The 21,836-nt window shown below is 67.5% G+C and carries 26 protein-coding genes and 1 pseudogene; 24 read left to right on the forward strand and 3 right to left on the reverse strand.

The window, feature by feature from the left end; all coding sequences use genetic code 11:
• From QOI01_RS16650 to regX, 4 genes and pseudogenes are all read left to right on the forward strand, one after another.
• A pseudogene (locus tag QOI01_RS16650) lies at positions 1-263 on the forward strand (YbjN domain-containing protein); the annotation flags it as partial.
• A gap of 24 nt (positions 264-287) precedes the next feature.
• Entirely contained in the window at positions 288-1,028 is a 741-nt protein-coding gene (locus tag QOI01_RS16655) for a phosphoglyceromutase (RefSeq protein WP_526382778.1), read from the forward strand.
• Between the two features lie 163 nt (positions 1,029-1,191).
• On the forward strand, positions 1,192-2,382 hold the full coding sequence (locus QOI01_RS16660; RefSeq protein WP_526382780.1) for a sensor histidine kinase: 1,191 nt from the start codon (positions 1,192-1,194) through the stop codon (positions 2,380-2,382).
• 40 nt (positions 2,383-2,422) lie between these two features.
• Positions 2,423-3,109 carry a two-component sensory transduction protein RegX gene (gene regX / locus QOI01_RS16665; protein ID WP_526382782.1) on the forward strand — a complete coding sequence of 229 codons (687 nt, stop codon included), beginning with the start codon at positions 2,423-2,425 and terminating at the stop codon, positions 3,107-3,109.
• A gap of 36 nt (positions 3,110-3,145) precedes the next feature.
• On the opposite strand, the gene QOI01_RS16670 is transcribed toward regX, so the two are convergent.
• Positions 3,146-3,952 carry a DUF3109 family protein gene (locus QOI01_RS16670; protein ID WP_526382836.1) on the reverse strand — a complete coding sequence of 269 codons (807 nt, stop codon included), beginning with the start codon at positions 3,950-3,952 and terminating at the stop codon, positions 3,146-3,148.
• 49 nt (positions 3,953-4,001) lie between these two features.
• On the opposite strand from QOI01_RS16670, the gene QOI01_RS16675 reads away from it, so the two are divergent.
• The 9 genes from QOI01_RS16675 to QOI01_RS16715 all read left to right on the forward strand — a co-directional run bounded on the left by QOI01_RS16675 (position 4,002) and on the right by QOI01_RS16715 (position 11,620).
• Positions 4,002-4,985 (forward strand): Ppx/GppA family phosphatase, encoded by a 984-nt coding sequence (locus QOI01_RS16675; RefSeq protein ID WP_526382784.1) that lies wholly within the window; start codon positions 4,002-4,004, stop codon positions 4,983-4,985.
• Entirely contained in the window at positions 4,982-5,986 is a 1,005-nt protein-coding gene (locus tag QOI01_RS16680; RefSeq protein ID WP_526382786.1) for an Rv0497 family membrane protein, read from the forward strand. The genes QOI01_RS16675 and QOI01_RS16680 overlap by 4 nt, the downstream gene beginning before the upstream one ends.
• A gap of 19 nt (positions 5,987-6,005) precedes the next feature.
• Positions 6,006-6,851 (forward strand): sugar phosphate isomerase/epimerase family protein, encoded by an 846-nt coding sequence (locus QOI01_RS16685; RefSeq protein ID WP_526382788.1) that lies wholly within the window; start codon positions 6,006-6,008, stop codon positions 6,849-6,851.
• Positions 6,852-6,983: 132 nt separating this feature from the next.
• Positions 6,984-7,820 (forward strand): acyl-CoA thioesterase, encoded by an 837-nt coding sequence (locus QOI01_RS16690; protein ID WP_526382838.1) that lies wholly within the window; start codon positions 6,984-6,986, stop codon positions 7,818-7,820.
• Between the two features lie 46 nt (positions 7,821-7,866).
• A complete protein-coding gene (gene proC, locus QOI01_RS16695) occupies positions 7,867-8,739 on the forward strand; it encodes a pyrroline-5-carboxylate reductase (RefSeq protein ID WP_526382790.1) in 873 nt (290 codons plus the stop codon).
• Positions 8,740-8,878: 139 nt separating this feature from the next.
• Positions 8,879-9,136 carry a helix-turn-helix domain-containing protein gene (locus QOI01_RS16700; protein ID WP_526382792.1) on the forward strand — a complete coding sequence of 86 codons (258 nt, stop codon included), beginning with the start codon at positions 8,879-8,881 and terminating at the stop codon, positions 9,134-9,136.
• A 137-nt stretch (positions 9,137-9,273) separates the two neighbouring features.
• Positions 9,274-9,375, forward strand: a complete 102-nt coding sequence (locus QOI01_RS16705; RefSeq protein WP_003402602.1) for a 30S ribosomal protein bS22 — start codon at positions 9,274-9,276, stop codon at positions 9,373-9,375.
• Positions 9,376-9,404: 29 nt separating this feature from the next.
• The gene (locus QOI01_RS16710) at positions 9,405-10,517 is read left to right on the forward strand and encodes an SDR family oxidoreductase (protein WP_526382794.1); all 1,113 of its coding nucleotides are present in this window, start codon (positions 9,405-9,407) and stop codon (positions 10,515-10,517) included.
• A 35-nt stretch (positions 10,518-10,552) separates the two neighbouring features.
• Positions 10,553-11,620 (forward strand): lysophospholipid acyltransferase family protein, encoded by a 1,068-nt coding sequence (locus QOI01_RS16715; RefSeq protein WP_526382796.1) that lies wholly within the window; start codon positions 10,553-10,555, stop codon positions 11,618-11,620.
• 6 nt (positions 11,621-11,626) lie between these two features.
• Here the strand turns inward: QOI01_RS16715 and QOI01_RS16720 are convergent, their stop codons facing one another.
• The gene (locus QOI01_RS16720; RefSeq protein ID WP_526382798.1) at positions 11,627-12,166 is read right to left on the reverse strand and encodes an FAS1-like dehydratase domain-containing protein; all 540 of its coding nucleotides are present in this window, start codon (positions 12,164-12,166) and stop codon (positions 11,627-11,629) included.
• Between the two features lie 83 nt (positions 12,167-12,249).
• Positions 12,250-13,062: an HAD family hydrolase gene (locus QOI01_RS16725; RefSeq protein ID WP_526382840.1), complete on the reverse strand. Its 813-nt coding sequence runs from the start codon at positions 13,060-13,062 to the stop codon at positions 12,250-12,252.
• A 228-nt stretch (positions 13,063-13,290) separates the two neighbouring features.
• Here QOI01_RS16725 and QOI01_RS16730 point away from each other — a divergent pair, with 228 nt between their 5' ends.
• From QOI01_RS16730 to QOI01_RS16780, 11 genes are all read left to right on the forward strand, one after another.
• Positions 13,291-13,548: a glutaredoxin family protein gene (locus QOI01_RS16730; RefSeq protein ID WP_526382842.1), complete on the forward strand. Its 258-nt coding sequence runs from the start codon at positions 13,291-13,293 to the stop codon at positions 13,546-13,548.
• 100 nt (positions 13,549-13,648) lie between these two features.
• Positions 13,649-15,022 carry a glutamyl-tRNA reductase gene (locus QOI01_RS16735; RefSeq protein WP_526382800.1) on the forward strand — a complete coding sequence of 458 codons (1,374 nt, stop codon included), beginning with the start codon at positions 13,649-13,651 and terminating at the stop codon, positions 15,020-15,022.
• 4 nt (positions 15,023-15,026) lie between these two features.
• A complete protein-coding gene (gene hemC, locus QOI01_RS16740) occupies positions 15,027-15,992 on the forward strand; it encodes a hydroxymethylbilane synthase (RefSeq protein ID WP_526382802.1) in 966 nt (321 codons plus the stop codon).
• Positions 15,989-17,638 carry a bifunctional uroporphyrinogen-III C-methyltransferase/uroporphyrinogen-III synthase gene (locus tag QOI01_RS16745; protein WP_526382804.1) on the forward strand — a complete coding sequence of 550 codons (1,650 nt, stop codon included), beginning with the start codon at positions 15,989-15,991 and terminating at the stop codon, positions 17,636-17,638. Before hemC ends, QOI01_RS16745 begins: the two co-directional genes overlap by 4 nt.
• Positions 17,639-17,648: 10 nt before the next feature.
• Positions 17,649-18,629, forward strand: coding sequence for a porphobilinogen synthase (hemB, locus tag QOI01_RS16750; RefSeq protein ID WP_526382806.1), 981 nt, complete (start codon positions 17,649-17,651; stop codon positions 18,627-18,629).
• Positions 18,626-19,072, forward strand: coding sequence for a hypothetical protein (locus QOI01_RS16755; protein ID WP_526382808.1), 447 nt, complete (start codon positions 18,626-18,628; stop codon positions 19,070-19,072). The genes hemB and QOI01_RS16755 overlap by 4 nt, the downstream gene beginning before the upstream one ends.
• Before the next feature lie 69 nt (positions 19,073-19,141).
• Entirely contained in the window at positions 19,142-19,534 is a 393-nt protein-coding gene (locus tag QOI01_RS16760; RefSeq protein ID WP_526382810.1) for a hypothetical protein, read from the forward strand.
• Positions 19,531-20,013 carry a transport-regulating membrane protein Mce1N gene (gene mce1N, locus QOI01_RS16765; RefSeq protein WP_526382812.1) on the forward strand — a complete coding sequence of 161 codons (483 nt, stop codon included), beginning with the start codon at positions 19,531-19,533 and terminating at the stop codon, positions 20,011-20,013. The genes QOI01_RS16760 and mce1N overlap by 4 nt, the downstream gene beginning before the upstream one ends.
• Entirely contained in the window at positions 20,010-20,240 is a 231-nt protein-coding gene (locus QOI01_RS16770; protein ID WP_526382814.1) for a hypothetical protein, read from the forward strand. The genes mce1N and QOI01_RS16770 overlap by 4 nt, the downstream gene beginning before the upstream one ends.
• 52 nt (positions 20,241-20,292) lie before the next feature.
• Positions 20,293-21,147, forward strand: coding sequence for an oxygenase MpaB family protein (locus QOI01_RS16775; RefSeq protein ID WP_526382816.1), 855 nt, complete (start codon positions 20,293-20,295; stop codon positions 21,145-21,147).
• Positions 21,134-21,784, forward strand: a complete 651-nt coding sequence (locus QOI01_RS16780; protein ID WP_526382818.1) for a TetR/AcrR family transcriptional regulator — start codon at positions 21,134-21,136, stop codon at positions 21,782-21,784. Before QOI01_RS16775 ends, QOI01_RS16780 begins: the two co-directional genes overlap by 14 nt.
• Positions 21,785-21,836 lie beyond the last annotated feature (52 nt).

Raw genomic sequence — 21,836 nt, forward strand, 5'->3', positions numbered from 1 at the left:
TGGCGTACACGATCGACAATCTCGGCGACATCTACCTGGTTGGCCGGATCGCCCTGGACTCGGTGACACCCCAGGTCATCGACGGCATCCTCGGACAGGTACTTCAAGCTGTCGAGTCCGACTTCAACATGCTGTTGGAGTTGGGTTTCCACTCATCCATCCAGAAGGAGTGGGATTGGCGGGTCAAGCGCGGCGAGTCGCTGAAGAACCTGCGCGCGTTCGAGCACCTCATCGACGAAGGCGACGATCAGGGCGACATCTAGCCTCGCGGGATAGCATCGTCTCCCATGGCAACCCTGGTGCTGCTCCGTCACGGCGAGAGCGAATGGAACGCGCTGAACCTGTTCACCGGCTGGGTGGACGTCGACCTCACCGACAAGGGCAGGGCCGAGGCGGTGCGCGGTGGTGAACTGCTCGCCGAAGAGGGCGTGCTGCCCGACGTGCTCTACACCTCGCTGTTGCGCCGGGCCATCACGACGGCGAACCTGGCGCTGGACGCCGCCGACCGGCACTGGATCCCTGTGCATCGCGACTGGCGCCTGAACGAGCGCCACTACGGGGCGCTGCAGGGACTCGACAAGGCCGCGACCAAGGAGAAGTACGGCGAGGAGCAGTTCATGGCCTGGCGGCGTAGTTACGACACGCCGCCGCCGCCCATCGAGAAGGGCACGGAGTTCAGCCAGGACGCGGACCCGCGGTATGCCTCCATCGGCGGGGGGCCGCTGACCGAATGCCTGGCGGACGTCGTAGCGCGATTCGTCCCGTACTTCACCGAGGTGATCGTGCCCGATCTGTCGGCAGGCAAGACGGTGCTGATAGCCGCGCACGGCAACTCGCTACGAGCGTTGGTGAAGTACCTGGACGGGATGTCGGACTCCGACGTCGTCAGCCTGAACATCCCCACCGGCATCCCGCTGGTCTACGAGCTGGACGGCGCACTGAACCCGACCGTCGAAGGCGGGAGGTATCTGGACCCGGATGCCGCGGCGGCGGGCGCCGCGGCAGTCGCCTCCCAGGGCGCCAAGTAGCCGACTCCGGTGTCATCTCCGCGCCCCGGCGAGAGACCGTCGAGGCGAACAGGGGGTGAACTCCGGTGAACGGGGTCCAAACTCCTGTGTTTGTCTGTGTGACTTGTCCCGACTTGCCCGCACGCTGCTGGGATGACGTTCACCGAGTGCGTACGATTTTCGCGTGAGTGCGGTAGCGGCGCTGCTGATCGTGGCAGTCGTTGCCCTTCTCGCGTTGGCACTCGGCGTCGGGCTCGGATTGGCGCTGGCGCCAGGCATCGCCGAACGCAGGCGGCGACGGGGCGTCGACCAGGACGGGATCACCGTCTCCCAGATGTTGCAACAGATCGTGTCGCTGTCACCGGTGGGCACCGTGGTAGTCGACACCTACCGTGACGTCGTCTACATGAACGAGCAGGCGCGCGAGCTTGGTCTGGTTCGTGGCCGGCTGCTCGACGACCGGGCCTGGGCCGCCGCGCAGCGGACGCTGTCCAGCGGTCTCGACGTCGATTTCGACCTCGCCCCGGTGAAGCGTCAAAACCCCGGCCGCTCAGGGCTTTCCGTGCGCGGCCACGTTCGCCTCCTGTCGGAGGACGACCGGCGCTTCGCGGTGGTCTATGTCGACGACCAGTCCGAGCACGCGAGGATGGAGGCCACCCGCCGGGACTTCGTGGCCAACGTCAGCCACGAGCTCAAGACGCCGGTGGGCGCAATGGGCGTGCTGGCCGAGGCGCTCATGGTCTCTACCGACGACCCCGAGACCGTGCGCCGGTTTGCCGAGATGATGGTGACCGAATCCAAGCGGTTGGCCAACATGGTTGGCGAGCTCATCGAACTGTCGCGACTGCAGGGCGCCGAGCCGCTTCCCGACCTGGATGCCGTCGACGTCGACTCCATGGTGGCCGAAGCGCTGTCGCGGTACAAGGTAGCCGCCGACAACTTCGACATCGCGATTACCACCGACGCGCCGACCGGTTACCGCGTGCTGGGTGATCAGCCGCTGCTGGTGACGGCGATCGCCAATCTGGTGTCCAACGCAATTGCATACTCGCCCAAGGGTTCCCCTGTCTCTGTCAGTCGCCGTCGCCGCGGTGATCACATCGAGATAGCTGTGACGGATCGGGGCATCGGCATCGCGCGCGACGATCAGGAGAGGGTGTTCGAACGATTCTTCCGCGTCGACACGGCGCGGTCCCGGGCCACTGGTGGCACGGGGCTCGGGTTGGCCATCGTCAAGCACGTCGCGGCCAATCACAACGGATCCATCCGGCTGTGGAGTCAGCCAGGTACCGGGTCGACGTTCACTCTGTCGATTCCGGCCCATCCCGAGACCGAAGAGGAATCGGATGAACGAGAGGACCAGGCATACCAATGACCAGCGTGGAGGACGTCATAACGGAAGGCACGAGGACTTCATGACCAGTGTGTTGATCGTGGAAGACGAAGAGTCGTTGGCCGATCCCTTGGCATTCCTGCTCCGCAAGGAGGGCTTCGAGGCGACCGTCGTCACCGACGGACCGTCGGCTCTCGCCGAGTTCGAGCGCGCAGGCGCCGACATCGTGTTGCTGGATCTCATGCTCCCCGGCATGAGCGGGACCGACGTGTGCAAACAGTTGCGCTCCCGCTCCAGCGTCCCGGTGATCATGGTGACGGCACGGGACAGCGAGATCGACAAGGTCGTCGGGCTGGAGCTCGGCGCCGACGACTACGTCACCAAGCCGTACTCGGCGCGCGAACTGATCGCGCGCATCCGGGCCGTCCTGCGCCGCGGCGCCGACACCGACGACCCGGGAATAGGTGACGGCGTGCTGGAGGCCGGCCCCGTGCGGATGGACGTCGAACGACACATCGTGTCAGTCAATGGCGCGCCGATCACGTTGCCGCTCAAGGAGTTCGACCTTCTCGAATATCTGATGCGCAACAGTGGCCGGGTGCTCACCCGCGGGCAGTTGATCGACCGGGTGTGGGGTGCCGACTACGTCGGCGACACCAAGACGCTCGACGTGCATGTCAAGCGGTTGCGGTCCAAGATCGAGGGCGATCCGGCCAACCCGGTCCACCTGGTGACGGTGCGCGGACTGGGCTACAAGCTCGAGGGCTGATCTTCGCGCAGGACGCGGCGCAGCGCCGAGCTGCGGCTACTGCGCGGCGCGGGTGGCGGGGTGGATCGCGATGAGACCCAGGACGCTGCGCCGCTTGCACATTGCGGCGAGTTCCGCGTAGGCCTTCTCGCCGAGCAGTTCGGTGAGCTCGGGTCCGTAGGACTGCCACACCGGCCGTGAGCCGACGTGGGCGTTGGGATCGCCCGTGCAGTACCAGTGCAGGTCCGAACCCCCTTCGCCCCACCCGCGCCGGTCGTACTCGGTGATGGTGGTGCGCAGGATCTGGGTGCCGTCGGGCCGCTCGACCCACTCCTGGCTGCGCCGGATCGGGAGCTGCCAGCAGATGTCGGGTTTCATGGTCAGCGGTTCGACGCCCAGCTTGAGTGCCTTGGAGTGCAGCGCGCAACCGATGCCGCCCTCGAAGCCGGGACGATTCAGAAAGATGCAGGCGCCCTTGTACTTTCGGGTGCGCAGGTTTTCCTTGCCGCCGTACTCGTCCATTTCGAGGTAGCCCTTGCGTCCAAGACCCTTGTCGCGGAACTGCCAGTCCTCGTCGGTGAGCTGCTTGACGGCGTCGTCGAGGCGGGCGACGTCGTCGTCGTCGGACATGAAGGCGCCGTGCGAACAACAACCGTCGTCGGGACGATTCTCGACGGTGCCCTTGCACGCCGGGGTGCCGAACACACACGTCCATCGGGAGCACAGCCAGGTGATGTCCGCGGCGATCAGATGTTCGGGATTGTCGGGGTCGTAGAACTCCACCCATTCGCGGGCGAAGTCCAGTTCGACTTCCCCTTCGTGCAAACTGGGCTTCTGCCGTTCGCTCTTCGCGCCAGCGCTCATCGCAGATCCGCTCACGGAATGCAACGGTAGACCCGATAACGTGGGTCTCGTGCGATTGGGCGTGCTCGACGTGGGCAGTAACACGGTTCATCTGCTCGTCGTCGACGCTCGGCGCGGTGGGCACCCGACGCCGATGAGTTCCACCAAGGCGTCGCTGCGTCTCGCGGAGGCGATCGATTCCTCCGGCAAGCTGACCCGCAAGGGCGCCGACAAGCTCGTCGACACCATCGACGAGTTCGCCAAGATCGCCGCCAGTTCGGGGTGTGCGGAGCTGATGGCGTTCGCCACTTCGGCCGTGCGCGACGCGAAGAACTCCGAAGACGTGCTGGCCCGGGTCCTTTCGGAGACGGGCGTGGCGTTGAAGGTTCTGTCGGGGGTCGGCGAGTCCCGGCTCACGTTCCTCGCGGTGCGTCGGTGGTACGGCTGGAGCGCGGGCCGCATCATCAACATCGACATCGGTGGCGGCTCGCTGGAGTTGTCCAGTGGCGTCGACGAGGAACCCGAGGTGGCGCTGTCGCTGCCGCTGGGTGCGGGGCGGCTGACCCGCGAGTGGCTCCAGGACGACCCTCCGGGCCGCAGGAGGGTGGCCATGCTCAGGGACTGGTTGGCGACGGAGATGGCCGACGCGGGAGCCAAGGTGCTCGACGCGGGCGCTCCGGATCTGACGGTGGCGACCTCGAAGACGTTTCGATCGCTCGCGCGACTCACCGGTGCGGCGCCTTCCGGCGCAGGACCGCGGGTGAAGAGGACACTGACAGCAGCGGGACTTCGTCAGCTCATAGCTTTCATCTCTAGGATGACCACGGCTGACCGAGCGGAATTGGAAGGGGTGAGCGCCGAGCGTGCGCCGCAGATCGTGGCGGGCGCGCTGGTTGCTGAAGCGAGTATGAGGGCCCTTGCGATCGATACCGTAGACATTTGCCCCTGGGCGTTGCGAGAAGGGTTGATTTTGCGGAAACTCGACAGTGAGGCCGACGGGACCGCCCTGGTCGGGACGTCGGCAGGACTGGCAAGGGCCAGAGGCGGCAGATGACCGATTCAGACGACTCCAACCCCAGTTCGCGACCCATCTCGGTCGCCGAACTGCTGGCCAAGAACGGCACCATCGGGGCGCCCCCGGTCGGCGGTCGGCGCAGACGTCGACGCGGCAACAGCGACGCCGTGACCGTCGCCGAGCTGACCGGTGAGATCCCGATCATCGGCGAGGACACCGCGACGACCGGTCGCACACCGGCTCAGCCCGACCAGGAGCCTCCCGCTCCTGAACTCGTCGAGGAGCCAGCCGAGGAGCCCGTCGTCGAAGAGGCCGCAGCCGAGCCCGAGCCCGTCCTCACCGAGGCGGAAGCCGACTACGCCGCCCACCTCGAACAGCGCGACGTCGACCCGGATCCCCTCGACTTCGCGCCGCCGCCACGACGCCCCCAGGTGGGCAAGCCCACCGGCTTCGCGACGACGCCAGGCAGTGGCGCCGAGCAGATGAGCCCCGACCCCGCCGTCGACGAAGAGATGTTGGATTTCGGGCCCGACGTCGACTTCACCGAGGTACTCGACAAGCACGCGTCGTCGACGGACGACGACGACGTGACTGCGCACGAGGACGTGCCGTCATACCTGCGGTCCAGTTCGGGCACGTTGTTCGGCGGTCAGTCCGTCGCAGATGATCTGGCCCGGCGCGGCCCACAGCCCGGACCCGAGGACATCGACCTCGGCGACACCGAGTCGGAGCCCAAGGTTCAGGAACCCTCCCAAGACGAACCCTCCGAAGAGGGCGGCTCGGCGTTCGTCAGGGGCGCGTGGGTGGTGGCGCAGTGCATCCTCGCCGTCGCCTTCGGCGCCGGCCTGTTCATCGCGTTCGATCAGCTGTGGAGATGGAACACCATCGTCGCGCTGGTGCTGTCCGTCCTCGTCATCCTCGGCCTCGTCGTCGGTGTGCGGGTGGTGCGCAAGACGGAGGACATCGGCAGCACGTTGATCGCGGTTGCGGTCGGCGCCTTGGTCACGCTGGGCCCGCTGGCGCTCCTGCAGTCGCACTGACACGACGAAACAAACCCAGGTGCGCCCCGCCATCAAGGTCGGTCTTTCGACCGCCTCGGTCTACCCGTTGAGGACCGAGGCGGCCTTCGAGTACGCCGCCCGCCTCGGTTACGACGGCGTCGAGCTCATGGTGTGGGCGGAGTCGATCAGCCAAGACGTCGCCGCGATCCGGCGGATGTCGGACAAGTACGGCATGCCCGTGCTCAGCGTGCATGCGCCGTGTCTGCTGATCTCCCAGCGTGTATGGGGCGCCAATCCGATCTCCAAGCTCGACCGCAGTGTCCGCGCCGCCGAGGAGCTCGGCGCGCAGACGGTCGTGGTGCATCCGCCGTTCCGATGGCAACGCCGCTATGCCGAGGGGTTCAGCGATCAAGTGGCCGGGCTCGAGGAGTCCAGTGACGTCCTGGTGGCGGTGGAGAACATGTTCCCCTTCCGGGCCGACCGCATCTTCGGCACGGGCCAGCCGTCGATCTCGCGGATGCGCAAGCGCGGTGGCACGCCGGGAGTAGGCGTGTCGGCGTTTGCGCCGTCATACGACCCGCTGGACGGCAATCACGCCCACTACACGCTGGACCTGTCGCACTCGGCGACGGCAGGCACCGACGCGATCGACATGGCGGACCGGATGGGCGACGGGCTGGTGCACCTGCACCTGTGTGACGGCAGCGGTGCGTCGACCGACGAGCACCTGGTGCCGGGTCGCGGTACCCAGCCCGCCGTGGAGATCTGCGAGATGCTCGCGGGCGGCAACTTCTCCGGCCACGTGATCCTCGAGGTCACCACGTCGCGTGCCAGGACGGCGGCCGAACGTGAGCAGCTGCTGACCGAATCGCTCGATTTCGCGCGAACCCACTTGTTGCGGTGATGAGCGCGTGCGCGAAGAACAGAAGGCGGTGATGAGCGCGTGCGCGAAGAACATGAAGAACATGAGGACACTGAAGGATTGGATCGCCTCGCCTTGACTGAATCAGCCGCGTCCACGTCGTTCGCCGATGCCATGAGGCTGACGCCGGTGTCGTCGGATGGGACGGTCGGCGTCTTTGAGGGGGAGCTCAACGAGCACTGGACCATCGGGCCGATGGTCCACGGCGGGGCGATGCTCGCGCTGTGCGCGAACGCGGCACGGACAGCGCTCGGCGCTGAAGGACACGAGCCGATCGCGGTGTCCGGCAGCTTCCTGTGGGCGCCGGACCCCGGCCCATTGCGCCTGGTGACCACGATCCGCAAGCGGGGCCGTCGGGTCAGCCTCGTCGACGTGGAGCTCAACCAATGCGTCAAAACCAACGACGAGCAATCGCGCGAAGAGCAGAGAACTGCCGTGCGGGCGGTGCTGACCCTCGCCGACCCCGAGCACGACGTGGCGCCGCTGCTGTCGGTCAATCCGGTGGTGCCCTTGATGACGCCGGATCCGCCGCCAGGGCTCGAACCGATCGGGCCGGGGCACCCGATGGCCGACATCGTGCACCTGGCGCACGGCTGCGACATCAGGCCGTCGCTCACGACCATGGGGCCGCGCTCGGACGGGGGACCCCCGGTGATCGAGTACTGGGTGCGCCCCAGGGAGGGCTCCCCGGACGTGCTGTTCGCGCTGCTGTGCGGTGACGTCTCAGCGCCTGTGACGTTCGCCGTCAACCGGTTCGGCTGGGCGCCGACGGTTCAGCTCACCGCCTACTTGCGCGGCCTGCCCGCGGACGGCTGGCTGCGGGTGATGTGCACGACCGTGCAGATCGGGCAGGAATGGTTCGACGAGGACCACGTGGTCGTGGACTGTGAGGGCCGCATCATCGTGCAGACCCGCCAGCTCGCCCTGGTACCGCAGGCACCGCAGCCGTAGCGGCACCACCGAGGGTTCGGACCATGGGCGTGCAATGCTTGCGTGCGTGGCGAGAATTGCGATCATCGGTGGCGGAAGCATCGGCGAGGCACTGCTTTCCGGGCTCTTGCGCTCGGGGCGGCTGACCAAGGACATGGTCATTGCCGAGAATCACCCCGACCGGGCCAAGTACCTCTCGGAGACCTATTCGGTGTTGGTGACGTCGGTGACCGAGGCCGCCGAGAACGCGGCCTACGTCATCGTCGCGGTCAAGCCGTCGGACGTCGAACGCGTGATCGGCGACATCGCGGACGCCGCGGCGCGCGCCGAGAACACCAGCGCGGAGCAGGTCGTCGTCACCGTGGCGGCTGGCGTCAGCACTGCGTACTACGAGGCCAACCTCCCGGCGGGGTCGCCCGTCATCCGGGTGATGCCCAACGCACCCGTCGTCGTCGGTGGAGGCGTCAGCGCGCTGGCCCCCGGCCGGTTCGCGACCGCCGAGCAGCTCAAGGAGGTCTCGGCGATCTTCGACGCGGTCGGCGGGGTGCTGACGGTGCCCGAGTCTCAGCTGGACGCCGTCACCGCGGTGTCGGGTTCGGGCCCGGCGTACTTCTTCCTGATGGTCGAGGCACTCGTCGACGCTGCCGTCGCCGTGGGGTTGCCGCGGTCGGTGGCCACCGATCTGGCGGCCCATACCATGGCGGGTTCCGCGGCAATGCTGCTGGAAAGCCTCGACAACGCCAATCCCGCCGGTGACGGTGCGATGGGCACGGCGATGGACACCAGCCCCGCTCAGCTGCGCGCCACGGTCACGTCACCCGGCGGCACTACCGCCGCTGGTCTGCGGGAACTGGAGCAAGGCGGCCTTCGCGCGGCGGTAGCCGCGGCCGTCGCCGCCGCAAAAACACGCTCTGAGCAGCTAGGAATTACATCAGAGTAGTTCAAGGAATTCCTACGGATTAGCCCACACCCGTCGCAATAACCCCAGTGGCCACGCTATTCTCCCTGAGGTATGCACACGTTGGTGCCAGCGGTGGGGAAGCCGTTGGGACTGGCCGTGCCTGATTGATTGGGTTGCGATGACGTCTATGAACGGGCCATCGGCACGGGATTCCGCTAGCGGTAAGTCGGCGCGTGATGCTTCCGCCGGCGAGCCGCCACGGCAGCAATTCCTTACCGTCGCAGAGGTGGCGAGCCTCATGAGGGTGAGCAAGATGACGGTCTACCGATTGGTCCACAACGGAGAGCTGCCCGCGGTGCGGGTCGGCCGGTCGTTCCGTGTCCACGCCAAGGCCGTTCACGACCTCCTGGAGACGTCGTACTTCGACGCGGGATAGCCGCCAGAGTCCTGGGGCAGAAGCGTGGCGACCCGGGGGATGGTGCAGCCGTTTTCATACCGCAGCCCTCGCCGGGTAAGGTGACGGTTCGGTTCACTAGGCACAAACGCCTGGCGATGTCTTAGGTAGCGGAGTTCATGGGTTCAGTCATCAAGAAACGGCGCAAGCGCATGTCGAAGAAGAAGCACCGCAAGTTGCTTCGTCGTACTCGGGTGCAGCGCAGAAAACTTGGTAAGTAACCTTCGGCTTCTCCCGCTAGGCTGGCGCGATGGATTCGACCGGCCGGCCCTCCCAGAGCCATGGGCAGGGCTCCGGGGGTTCTGACTCCCAGGACACCGAGCACCACCCCAAGGTCGTGCTGGTCACGGGCGCGTGCCGGTTCCTCGGCGGTTACCTGACCGCCAGACTGGTGCAGAACCCGCTGGTCAGTCACGTCATCGCGGTCGACGCCGTGGCTCCCAGCAAGGATCTGCTGCGTCGCATGGGCCGCGCGGAGTTCGTCCGTGCGGACATTCGGAACCCGTTCATCGCCAAGGTGATTCGCAACGGGGACGTCGACACGGTCGTGCACGCCGCCGCGGCGTCGTACGCTCCGCGTGCCGGCGGCAGGGCTGCGCTGAAGGAACTCAACGTCATGGGCGCGATGCAGCTGTTCGCGGCCTGTCAGAAGGCGCCCTCGGTGCGTCGCGTGATCCTCAAGTCCACCTCCGAGGTCTACGGTTCGAGCCCGCGCGACCCCGTCCTGTTCACCGAGGACGGCAGTTCGCGCAGGCCACCCGGCGAGGGGTTCGCACAGGACAGCATCGACATCGAGGGTTACGCCCGTGGGCTGGCGCGTCGGCGCCCGGACATCGCTGTGTCGATCCTGCGGTTGGCCAACATGATCGGGCCGGCGATGGACACCGCGCTCTCGCGATATCTGGCTGGCCCCGTGGTGCCCACGGTGCTCGGCCACGACGCCCGGCTGCAGCTGCTGCACGAACAGGACGCGCTCGGCGTGCTGGAGCGTGCCACGATGGCGGGCCGTTGGGGCACGTTCAACGTCGGCGCCTCCGGGGTGATCATGATGTCGCAGGCCATCCGCCGGTCGGGTCGCGTTCCCCTGCCGGTGCCAAAGTCGGCACTGTCTGCCGTGGATTCGCTGAGGCGTGCGACGCGCTATAGCGAGCTCGACCGCGAGCAGCTGAACTACCTGAGCTACGGCCGGGTGATGGACACGGCGAGGATGCGCAAGGACCTGGGTTATAACCCGAAGTGGACGACGGCGGAGGCTTTCGACGATTACGTACGCGGTCGCGGATTGACGCCGATCGTCGATCCGCGGTGGGTACTCTCGATCGAGAGTCGCGCCATTTCGGCGGCACAGCGCTGGGGGCGTTAGGCTGTGTCTACACAGGGTGGGGAGAAGGTTGCGAAGTGCCGGGTGATTCCAAAGCGAACGTCATTCCGCTGCACTCCAATTCGAGCCGTGCATCGGCTCAGCGGAGGGCCGCGGCACGGGTCGAGAGCACGCGGCGGCATCCGTCGTTGCTCGACGATCCCGGCACCAGGGCGTCTGCTGATCAGATCGCGGCCGTCGTCCGCGAGATCGATGACCGCCGCGGGTCCGTCCCCGGCGGGGCGGCCGTAGACGAGAGTCCCAACGAACTCGCCCAGCGCATCGCCGCGGTCGCCGAGTTCGTCCGCAAGCGGATGTCCGGTGACTACACCGTCGACGAGTTCGGCTTCGACAAACACCTCAACGACGCAATCTTTTTGCCTCTGCTGAGAGGGCTCTTCCGCAACTGGTTCCGGGTCGAGGTCGGGGGTATCGAGAACCTACCCGAGACGGGCGCCGCCCTCGTCGTGGCCAACCACGCGGGCGTCCTCCCATTGGACGGACTGATGGCGTCGGTGGCCGTGCACGACAACCATCCCGCCCACCGCGATCTGCGCCTGCTGGCCGCGGACATGGTGTTCGACATGCCCGTCATGGGTCAGGCCGCCCGCAAGGCCGGTCACACCATGGCCTGCACCGCCGACGCGCACCGCCTGCTCGCCGCGGGTGAGCTCACCGCCGTGTTCCCCGAGGGCTACAAGGGGTTGGGCAAGAACTTCCGGGACCGCTACAAGCTGCAGCGTTTCGGCCGCGGCGGGTTCGTGGCGGCGGCTCTGCGCGCAGGCGCGCCCATCATTCCGTGCTCGATCGTCGGGTCCGAGGAGATCTACCCGATGATCACCGACGTCAAGCTGTTGGCCCGGCTGTTCGGGCTGCCCTACTTCCCGGTGACGCCGCTGTTCCCGCTCGCAGGTCCGCTGGGACTGGTTCCGCTGCCGTCGAAGTGGCACATCCAGTTCGGTGAGCCCATCTCCACCCGGGACTACGACGAAACTGCGGCCGACGATCCGATGGTCACCTTCGAGTTGACCGACCAGGTTCGCGAAACCATCCAGCAGACCCTGTATCAGCTGCTTGCCAACCGCAGGAATCCCTTCCTCGGCTGACCGCCGTCAGGCGCGTGCCTTCGTTTGCCCGGCGATCATTCGCTTCATCGCCGCATCCCGTCCGGCCGCGATCCGAGCCGTCACTTCGGCGTTCTCTTCGGAGCTGGTCGACTCACCGAACAGTGTCACGGTGCTCGTCAACACGGGGTTGCCGTCATCGTCGGTGACCTCGCCGCGAATCTCGGTGATGACGGCGCCGTGCGATTCAATGACCGAATCCAGGTAGGAGTCGAACCACAGCTTGTCGCCGGCCAGGATCGGGCGATGGAACACCAGTTTCTGGTCGCGGTGCAGCACCCGCTCCATGTTGATCGGCACGTCGAACTGGTTGAAGATCTCATCCTGCACCCGACGGCCCGCGACGGCGACGAACGTCAGCGACGCGATCAGCGCGTCCTGACCGCACTCGGCGGCGGAGTCCTCGGAGTAGTGGGCAGGGTGGTCGTCCTTGACGGAGCGCGCGAACTCGCGGACCTTCTCTCGGTCCACCAAGAAGTAATCGGGGTACCTGTAATGGGTACCGATGATCTCGTCGGCGATGCTCATTTCTCGGATCTGCTCCCCACTCAGATGTCCCTGCGGCTCAGATGTCCCTGCGGCCCAGCGGCGCCGAGCCTATCAGCGACCGCTCAGCTGCCATTCCCGCGTCGTGATACGACCGCGGCCAACGCGCCGCCCGCCGCCCCGAGCGCCAGTGCCGACGGGACGCCGATGCGCGCCGCCTTTCGCGCGGTTCTGAAGTCCCGGATCTCCCAGCCACGTTTGCGTGCGACGTCACGCAGTGCGGCGTCGGGGTTGATCGCGACGGCCGTGCCGACCAGCGACAGCATGGGGACGTCGTTGAAGCTGTCCGAATATGCGGTGCAGCGTCTCAGGTTGAGGCCCTCGCGGATGGCCAGGGACCGGACGGCGTGCGCCTTGCCCGCGCCGTGCAGGATCTCGCCGACCAGGCGGCCGGTGAACACGCCGTCCACCGATTCGGCGACCGTGCCCAACGCGCCGGTGAGTCCCAGCTTGCGGGCGATTGTGGCGGCCAACTCGTACGGCGTCGCGGTGACGAGCCATACCTGCTGGCCCGCCTCCAGGTGCATCTCCGCCAGAGCGCGGGTGCCCTGCCAGATCTTGTCGGCGATGATCTCGTCGTAGATCTCCTCGCCGGCCTCCATCAGTTCGGACGTCTGCCTGCCCTCGATGAAGGCGAGCGCCTTGGTGCGCCCGGCAGCCACGTCGTGGCTGTTCTCCTTGCCGGTCAGCTGGAACTTGGCCTGGGCATACCCGAATCTGGCCAGGTCGCCGTAGGTGAAGTACTTCCGCGCCGCCAGTCCGCGGGCGAAGTGCACCAGCGAGGATCCCTGCACCAGGGTGTTGTCCACGTCGAAGAAGGCGGCCGCCGTCAGGTCGGGCGGTGGCGGAGGCGAGGTCGACGCGTCCTCGACTGCCAGTTGGTCGTGGGGCGCGACGTCGGCACCGGTCCCGGGACCGGCCTCGAGATCGGCCTCGAGATCGGCCTCAGCCCCTGACTCGGACACGGTTCAACAGTAGGGCACGGGATACTCGGAGCCGTGAGTCAACACAGTGATGCCGTGAGCCACACACGGAGGGCAGGAGCGGAGCGACCGGGGGATGAGCACCGGAGGGCAGGAGCGGAGCGACCGGGGGGACAACACCGTGTGGAGCTGTTGACGCGCGCCGGCTGCAGCCTGTGCGACAAGGCCTTGGTGATCCTGGAGGCGTTGGCCGACGAGTTGGGGTTCGAGCTGTCGGCTGCCGACGTCGATGCCGCTGCCGAGGCAGGCGATCCCACGCTGAGGGCCGAGTACGGCGATCTGCTGCCGGTGGTGCTTCTCGACGGCGTCCAGCACAGTTACTGGGAGGTGGACGAGCCGGGGTTGCGCGTGGATCTGGCTGCTCGGAGGGAAGGAGCGTAGCGACCGGGGAATGATGCCGGCGGGCAGCTGAGTGACGTGCACCGCTAATTTGGTGGGCGGGCCGGTAGACGACTATCTTCGAGGACGTGGTGACGAGGCCATGAGCGTTCTGCTATTCGGGGTTTCGCATCGCAGCGCCCCGGTGTCCGTGCTTGAGCAATTGAGCACCGACGAGTCCGATCAGGCCAAGATCGTCGAGCAGGTCCTGCAGTCGTCCCTCATCACCGAGGCCATGGTTCTCTCCACCTGCAACCGCGTCGAGATCTACGCCGTCGTCGAGGCCTTCCACGGTGGACTCTCCGTCGTCGGACAGGTGCTCTCAGAACACAGCGGAATGTCACTGGGCGATCTCACCAAGTACGCGTACGTCCGCTACGCCGAAGCCGCCGTCGAGCATCTCTTCGCGGTGACCAGCGGACTGGATTCGGCCGTGATCGGCGAACAGCAGGTGTTGGGGCAGGTGCGCCGGTCCTACGCCTCCGCGGAGGCACACCAGACCGTCGGGCGGACGCTTCACGAGCTGGCCCAGCGCGCCCTGTCGGTGGGCAAGCGGGTGCACTCCGAGACGGGCATCGACAGGGCGGGCGCCTCGGTGGTGTCCGTCGCGCTGGAGATGGCCGACCGCAGGTTGAGCGGCGGGCTGGCCGGTCGTTCCGCCGTCGTGATCGGCGCCGGGTCCATGGGTGCCCTGGCGGCCGCGCACCTGGTGCGGGCTGGGATCGGCCGGGTCCACGTCGTGAACCGCTCGCTGCCGCGTGCCGAGCGGCTCGTCCAGAACCTGCGCGATCAGGGCGTCGACGCGCATGCCTTCCCGTTCGACCACCTCCCGCCGCTGCTCGCCGATGCCGACGTGGTCGTGTCGTGTACCGGCGCGGTGCGCTCGGTGGTCTCGCTCGCCGACGTGCACCGCGGCCTGGCCCACGGGCAGGAGCCGAAGCAGCTGGTCATCTGCGACCTGGGTATGCCACGTGACGTCGATCCCGCCGTAGCCGGTCTCCCCGGCGTGTACGTGATCGACATGGAGCGCATCCAGCGCGAGCCCGCCGCCCGTGCGGCGGCCTCCGACGCCGAGGCGGCCCGGGCGATCGTTGCCGCCGAGGTTGCCAACTACCTTGCCGGACAACGGATGGCCGAGGTCACCCCGACCGTCACGGCCCTGCGTCAACGGGCTGCGGACGTCGTCGAAGCGGAGCTGCTGCGGCTGGACAACCGGCTACCGGGGCTCGAGGCGACGCATCGTGACGAGGTCGCGCGGACGGTACGCCGCGTCGTTGACAAGCTGCTGCACGCGCCCACGGTGCGAGTCAAGCAACTGGCGAGTGCGCCGGGCGGCGACAGCTACGCCGAGGCCCTGCGCGAGTTGTTCGAGCTTGACCCGCAGGCCGTCGACGCCGTCGCAGGAGGCGAATTACCCATCGTTACAACAGATTTGGTGCCAGGCGATACCCGGCTCGATCTGGGTCAGGCCGAGTAATCACTTGTCATTCACGCGCGATACGGTCATCCGGATCGGCACTAGGGGCAGCCTGCTGGCTACCACCCAGGCCGGCTTGATCAGGGATGCCCTGGTGGCCAAGGGTCATGCCGCCGAACTCGTCGTCGTCTCCACCGCCGGTGACCGCTCCAGCGAACCCATCGCCGACATCGGTGTCGGGGTGTTCACCGCGGCCCTGCGCGACGCCATCGCCGACGGCCGGGTCGACATGGCCGTGCACTCCTACAAGGATTTGCCGACCGCCGCGGATGACAGGTTCGTCATCGCCGCCATTCCGCCACGCGAGGACGCCAGGGACGCGTTGGTGGCACGCGACGGGATGGTGCTGGGGGAGTTGCCGGCCGGTTCGGTGATCGGCACGTCGAGCCCGCGGCGGGCGGCGCAGCTTAGAGCACTGGGTCTCGGTTTGGAAATTCGCCCCCTAAGAGGCAACCTAGACACCAGGTTGAACAGGGTAAGCAACGGTGATCTCGACGGCGTGGTCGTCGCCCGGGCGGGACTGGTCCGCATCGGACGGCAAGACGACGTCACCGAGACTCTGGAGCCGGTGCAGATGTTGCCAGCGCCGGCCCAAGGTGCGCTCGCAGTGGAGTGTCGTGCGAGCGATACCGAGCTCGCTGCGCTGCTGGCGGAGATGGACCATTCCGACACGCGCGTCGCGGTCACCGCTGAGCGAGTCCTGCTCGCCGAGCTGGAGGCGGGGTGTTCCGCGCCGGTGGGTGCGATCGCGGAAGTGGTCGAGTCCATCGACGAGGAGGGCCGCATCTTCGAGGAGCTGTCGCTACGCGGCTGCGTGGCGGCGCTGGACGGATCCGACGTGATCCGTGCGTCCGGAATCGGGACACCCGAGCGGGCCCGAGAGCTTGGTCTCTCGGTCGCGGCGGAGTTGTTCGATCTGGGGGCCCGGGACTTGTTGGATCAGCGGACTGAGAGCGGGAGTGAAGGATGACGACCCGAGGGCGCAAACTGAAGCCCGGCCGGATCACGTTCGTTGGCTCGGGACCCGGTGATCCGGGCCTGCTGACGACGAGGGCGCGCACGGTTCTGGCCAACGCGGCACTGGTCTTCACGGACCCTGACGTCGGAGAAGCGGTGCTCGCGATAGTTGGCTCCGAGCTGCCTCCGACATCGGGACCGGCGGAGGCCGCACCACCCGCGGACGACGCGGGATCGACCGAAGCGCCTGCGGCGGCGACCATCGCCGGCGGAGCCGATGTGCGTCCTGCACTGGGCGATCCGGCCGAGGTGGCCAAGCTGTTGGTCCACGAGGCACGCACCGGCGTCGACGTCGTGCGGCTGGTGGCGGGCGATCCGCTGTCGGTCGACTCCGTCGTCACCGAAGTGGCCGCGCTGGCCCGCACGCAGGCGCATTTCGAGATCGTGCCTGGGCTCGCGCCGACCACGGCCATACCGACGTACGCCGGGCTGCCTCTCGGCTCGTCGCACACCGTCGCCGACGTCCGCGGTGACGTCGACTGGGCCGCGCTCGCGGCGGCGCCGGGTCCGCTGATCCTGCACGCAGGAGCAACTCACCTCGCCGACGCCGCGCGAACGCTGATCGAGTACGGGCTGACCGACTCGACGCCATGCGTCGTCACCGCGAACGGCACGACGTGCCAACAGCGTTCGGTGGAGTCGACGCTGGCGGGCCTGCTCGACAAGGCGACGCTCACGACGTCCGACCCCGCCGGGCCGCTCGTCGGCCCGCTGGTGGTGACGATCGGCAAGACCGTCGCCAACCGCGCCAAGCTGAACTGGTGGGAGAACCGCGCGCTGTACGGCTGGACCGTGCTGGTGCCGCGCACCAAGGACCAGGCGGGCGAGATGAGTGATCGGCTGGTCTCACATGGCGCGTTGCCGATCGAGGTCCCGACCATCGCCGTCGAGCCGCCGCGCAGCCCTGCGCAGATGGAGCGTGCGGTCAAGGGGCTCGTCGACGGCCGCTTCCAGTGGGTGGTGTTCACCTCAACGAACGCGGTGCGCGCGGTATGGGAGAAGTTCAACGAGTTCGGTCTGGATGCGCGTGCGTTCTCCGGCGTGAAGATCGCGTGCGTCGGGCAGGCCACGGCGGACCGGGTCCGCGCGTTCGGCATCAACCCCGAGCTGGTGCCGTCCGGTGAGCAATCGTCTCTCGGCTTGCTTGATGAGTTCCCGCCGTACGACGACATCTTCGACCCGGTCAACCGGGTGCTGCTGCCGCGGGCGGACATCGCGACCGAGACGCTGGCCGAGGGCCTCCGCGAACGGGGCTGGGAGATCGAGGACGTCACGGCCTACCGGACCGTGCGCGCGGCGCCGCCACCGGCGCAGACCCGCGAGATGATCAAGACCGGGGGCTTCGACGCGGTGTGCTTCACGTCGAGCTCGACCGTGCGCAACCTGGTCGGGATCGCCGGCAAGCCGCACGCGCGAACGATCGTCGCGTGCATCGGGCCCAAGACTGCCGAGACCGCAGCCGAATTCGGGCTGCGCGTCGACGTGCAGCCCGAGACCGCAGCCGTCGGCCCGCTGGTCGAGGCGCTCGCCGAGCATGCCGCCCGACTTCGTGCCGAGGGCGCGTTGCCGCCACCGCGCAAGAAGAGTCGCCGCCGCTAAGGTCGGTATCGTGGCATACCCCAGGCACCGGCCGCGTCGGCTCCGCACCACCCCTGCCCTGCGCAGGCTGGTGGCACAGACGTCCCTGGAGCCCAGGCATCTGGTCCTGCCGATGTTCGTCGCCGACGGCATCGACGGACCGCGCCCCATCGCGTCGATGCCCGGCGTCGTCCAGCACACCGTCGATTCGGCGCGCAAGGCCGCGGCCGCAGCCATCGGTGCGGGAGTGGGCGGGTTGATGTTATTCGGCGTGCCAAGCGATGCGGACAAAGATTCCGTCGGCACCGTCGGTACGGATCCAGACGGGATCCTGAACGTCGCGCTGCGCGAGCTGGCCGCCGATCTCGGCGATGCCACCGTGTTGATGGCCGATACGTGTCTCGACGAGTTCACCGATCACGGGCATTGCGGCGTGCTGGATGCCGCGGGGTCGGTGGACAACGACGCCACCAACGCCCGGTACGTGGAACTTGCGGTCGCGCAGGCGAATTCGGGCGCCCACGTGGTCGGCCCGAGCGGGATGATGGACGGCCAGGTCGCGGCGATCCGCGACGGTCTCGACGCGGCGGGTCACACCGACGTGGTGATCCTCGCCTACGCGGCGAAGTTCGCGTCGGGCTTCTACGGCCCATTCCGCGAGGCCGTCGCCTCGAGCCTGAACGGTGACCGGCGCACGTATCAGCAGAACCCGGGCAATGCGCGGGAGGCCGTGCACGAGATCGAACTCGACATCGACGAGGGTGCCGACATCATCATGGTCAAGCCTGCGATGGCCTATCTGGACGTGGTGCGTGCCGCCGCCGATATCTCACCGGTACCGGTTGCGGCATATCAGGTTTCGGGTGAGTACTCAATGATCGCCGCCGCGGCGGCCAACGGCTGGATCGATCTGCGGACCGTCGCGCTGGAGACTCTGACCAGCATCAGGCGCGCGGGTGCTGACATCGTGTTGTCCTATTGGGCGGCCGACGTCGCCGATTGGCTGGCATGACGGATCAACTCCCACGCCCGCCCACCGAGGCCGAGTCCCGAGCGCGCCCGGAAGACGTCGACACCGGCTTCTGGCTGTGGATCATCGCAGTGCCACTGATGGTCGTCGGTTACGTCGTCGACCTGGTCACCGTCCCCGACGTCGCCTCAGGAGGCCCAAGGGCCTTGGTCTACGCGGTGTCCGGTGTCTTCGTCGTGGTGATCACGTCGATAGTGCTGACCTTCCTGCTGCTGATGCGGCAGGGCTACCGATGGGCGCGCACCCTGCTCACCGGCGGTGGTGCGGCGACGGTGGTGTATGCGGTGACCAACATGTTCAACGTCGAGCGCCCTACGGTGGCGGCGATGGTGTATGCCGTGGCCACGATCATCGGTTCGGTGTGCATCGCAGGCGGCGCCTATCTGCTTCACCGCAAGGACGCCCACGGGTTCTTCACGCGGTGAGGGTGGGTTCCCGGGCCCGGCTCCGGGCGGTTTCATGCGGTCGTTGCCGGACGATAGGCTGGCCCGACCATGCCCGCCCCCCCAGTGCCGGTCGATCGGCCACGTTCCGTCGTCGCCGCTTTCTGGTGTTGGGTGGTCGCCGCGGGTCTCACCGCGGCGATGGGCCTGTTTACGGCCACCCAGTCACGTCTGCTATTCCTGCAGGTGGCCGGGGCCATCCTGGTCACCGTCGGGCTGTCCCTTGCCTTCCTTGCCGGACGGGCGCGCAAGGGGCAGAAGCAGTTCGCCAACGCGGCGGTGGGGCTGTCCCTGGCGGGGGTCGTGTTCTTCGTGCTTCTACTCCTGACCGGTGGAGGTGGGGTGATCACCTTCGGGGTGATCATGATCCTGCTGATCACCGGATCGGTGATGAACCAACGCCCGGCGTCACAGCAGTGGTACGAGAGCCAGGGGGTCGGGTGACGGAGCCAGTCGCGGAGGCAGAGCCCGAGGTGCTCTTCTCGGAGCCGGGCGCCAGCCTGTGGTGGCTGCTGGCCGGGCCCGTGTCCGCGACCACGATGCTGCTCATCCAGCTGTCCTCCGGCTACGGGTGGCAGCCCTTGCTGCCCGGGGTGTTCCTGGTCCTGGTCACCGGTTTCCTGGGCCTCCAGGTCAAGGCCGCACGCATCCACACCTCGGTCGAGCTGACGCCCGAATATCTCCGCCAGGGCGCCGAGACCATCCGCATCTCGGAGATCGTCAAGATCTACCCGGAGGCCGACGGATCTGAGCTGCCCGTGTGGCAGTCCTCGCGAGCGCTGGGAGAGCTGACGGGCGTGCCCCGCGGTCGCACCGGGATCGGGATCAAGCTGAGCAGCGACAGACGGGCGCAGGCGTGGGCGCGCAGACATCGCCAGCTGCGAATCGCACTTGGCTCGGTCGTGAACGAGCCGGCCTCGTGAAGTCGCGGGCCGCCGTCGAACTCGTGCTGGCCGCGGTGGCGGCCGTCGGTTGCGTGGTGAGCTGGCTGGCGGCCCGTTCCGCCGACATGGCTGCGCCCGTCGCGGCCAGGGAGCCCTCGATGCCGACGGTGGCGTACGACCCGTCGCTGATCGTCCTGGCGGTGGCGTTGGCCACGATCGCGGGCGTTCTGGCCGTCCTCGGCCTGACGCGGCTCCGCCGTCGGTGAGCCTGGTCACAGCCGGCTGGTACAAAGTGCAGAATCTGTAACACTGTTTCACGTGACGGAACTCGCGGATGGCATCCAGCGCACAGACGCTCGCCCGCTCGGCCCGGGATCGCTGGTGTGGCGCTACTTCGGCGACAATCGCATGTACCTGATCGGCCCGCGGCCCGCGGTGCTACAGAACATGCTCGCCGAACTCGGGCAAGGCGTGCTCGACCACTCGGTGTTCTTCTCCGACACCGCGGCGCGGGTCAAACGGTCACTGCCGCCGATCTTCATGACCGTCTACGGCGCGGACGACTCAGGAGAGGGCACGCGCGTGCGGGACTTCCACCGCGACATCAAGGGCGACATGCCGGACGGCAACCGCTACCACGCCCTGGACCCCGATACGTACTTCTGGGCGCACGCCACGTTCGTCGAGCAGGTGCTGTACTTCGCCGACACGTTCGTCAAGCGCCTGACCGATGACGAGAAGGAACGGATCTACTCCGAATCCAAGACGTGGTACCGCCGCTACGGGGTCAGCGAGCGGCCGATGCCCGCCGATTACGCTGGTTTTCAACGCTATTGGGACCGGATGATGGACGAGATCGTCGTCGCCCACCCCACCGCCAAGTACGGCGTCGGCTACGTCACCAAGGGCTTCCCGCGTCCGAAGGGCGTCTCGCCGCTGGCGTGGCGGCTGGCGGCTCCGCTGTTCAATCCCGTCGCTGCGTTCATCACCACCGGCGGCATGCCGCCACGTGCCAGGGACCTGCTCGGCCTGCCGTGGGGCGACCGCCGCGAGAACGCCTATCAAGCATTCGCTGCGGTGTGGCGTTCGCGGCCCGTGAACTGGGCATGGGATCGTCTGCCAATGAGCGTGCGCTACAACAAGTTCGCTCAGGACGGCTATGCCCGCGGCTGATTCCGGCGCTCGGGGTTCCCCCGCTTGCGGGGGAGAGCGGAGCGACCGGGGGATCAGCACGGCGACCCAGCAGATTCTGGACGCCGCCCTCGTCGAGTTCGAGCGGCACGGCTTCCACCGCGTCGCGCTCGACGACGTCGCCCGCCGTGCGGGGGTCAGTCGCACCACCATCTACCGCAGATTCGCCAACCGCGACCAGTTGGTGGCCGCCGTCATCGAACGCGAGAACGTCGTGCTGTTCGCCGACATCGCCGCGGAACTGAAGAACGCCGGAGCGCCCTCGAACTACTACGTCGAAGCGTTCACCCAGTCGATCCTGATGTTCCGCAGGCACCGGGTGCTCGACCAGATAATGAGGGACGAACCCGCGCTGGTGCTGGACCTGGCCCGCCATCACTACGGCGCCGCGATCGAGCGGATGGCCGAGGCGCTGCGAGTGATCTTCCCCGCCGGCTTCGCCGACAGGATCGGGGCGGACGCCGTCAACGACCTCGCCGACACCATCCTGCGCTACGCCGCGATGGTGCTGCTGCTGCCCAGCGCGGAGCCGTTGGGCACCGCCGACGAACTGCGGGCCTTCGCGACCAGACACTTCCTCCCGAGCCTGCCCGTTGCGCTTCGGGCCGTGCCCGTCTAGCGCCCCGCGCTACCGGCGACTGTTTCGTACGTCACAATTTCGGGCAGCCAGA

This window comes from Mycobacterium sp. (assembly GCF_032162605.1).
Lineage (GTDB): Bacteria > Actinomycetota > Actinomycetes > Mycobacteriales > Mycobacteriaceae > Mycobacterium.

What these genes read in the sequence shown, in the direction of transcription:
- QOI01_RS16655 (WP_526382778.1), top strand. Translation starts at nt 288, where the DNA reads ATGGCAACCCTGGTGCTGCTCCGTCACGGCGAGAGCGAATGGAACGCG.
- QOI01_RS16760 (WP_526382810.1), top strand. Translation starts at nt 19,142, where the DNA reads ATGCCCGCCCCCCCAGTGCCGGTCGATCGGCCACGTTCCGTCGTCGCC.
- QOI01_RS16670 (WP_526382836.1), bottom strand. Translation starts at nt 3,952, where the DNA reads ATGAGCGCTGGCGCGAAGAGCGAACGGCAGAAGCCCAGTTTGCACGAA.
- QOI01_RS16735 (WP_526382800.1), top strand. Translation starts at nt 13,649, where the DNA reads ATGAGCGTTCTGCTATTCGGGGTTTCGCATCGCAGCGCCCCGGTGTCC.
- QOI01_RS16690 (WP_526382838.1), top strand. Translation starts at nt 6,984, where the DNA reads ATGAGGCTGACGCCGGTGTCGTCGGATGGGACGGTCGGCGTCTTTGAG.
- QOI01_RS16700 (WP_526382792.1), top strand. Translation starts at nt 8,879, where the DNA reads ATGACGTCTATGAACGGGCCATCGGCACGGGATTCCGCTAGCGGTAAG.
- QOI01_RS16710 (WP_526382794.1), top strand. Translation starts at nt 9,405, where the DNA reads ATGGATTCGACCGGCCGGCCCTCCCAGAGCCATGGGCAGGGCTCCGGG.
- regX (WP_526382782.1), top strand. Translation starts at nt 2,423, where the DNA reads ATGACCAGTGTGTTGATCGTGGAAGACGAAGAGTCGTTGGCCGATCCC.
- QOI01_RS16680 (WP_526382786.1), top strand. Translation starts at nt 4,982, where the DNA reads ATGACCGATTCAGACGACTCCAACCCCAGTTCGCGACCCATCTCGGTC.
- QOI01_RS16720 (WP_526382798.1), bottom strand. Translation starts at nt 12,166, where the DNA reads ATGAGCATCGCCGACGAGATCATCGGTACCCATTACAGGTACCCCGAT.
- QOI01_RS16780 (WP_526382818.1), top strand. Translation starts at nt 21,134, where the DNA reads ATGCCCGCGGCTGATTCCGGCGCTCGGGGTTCCCCCGCTTGCGGGGGA.
- QOI01_RS16745 (WP_526382804.1), top strand. Translation starts at nt 15,989, where the DNA reads ATGACGACCCGAGGGCGCAAACTGAAGCCCGGCCGGATCACGTTCGTT.
- QOI01_RS16755 (WP_526382808.1), top strand. Translation starts at nt 18,626, where the DNA reads ATGACGGATCAACTCCCACGCCCGCCCACCGAGGCCGAGTCCCGAGCG.
- QOI01_RS16705 (WP_003402602.1), top strand. Translation starts at nt 9,274, where the DNA reads ATGGGTTCAGTCATCAAGAAACGGCGCAAGCGCATGTCGAAGAAGAAG.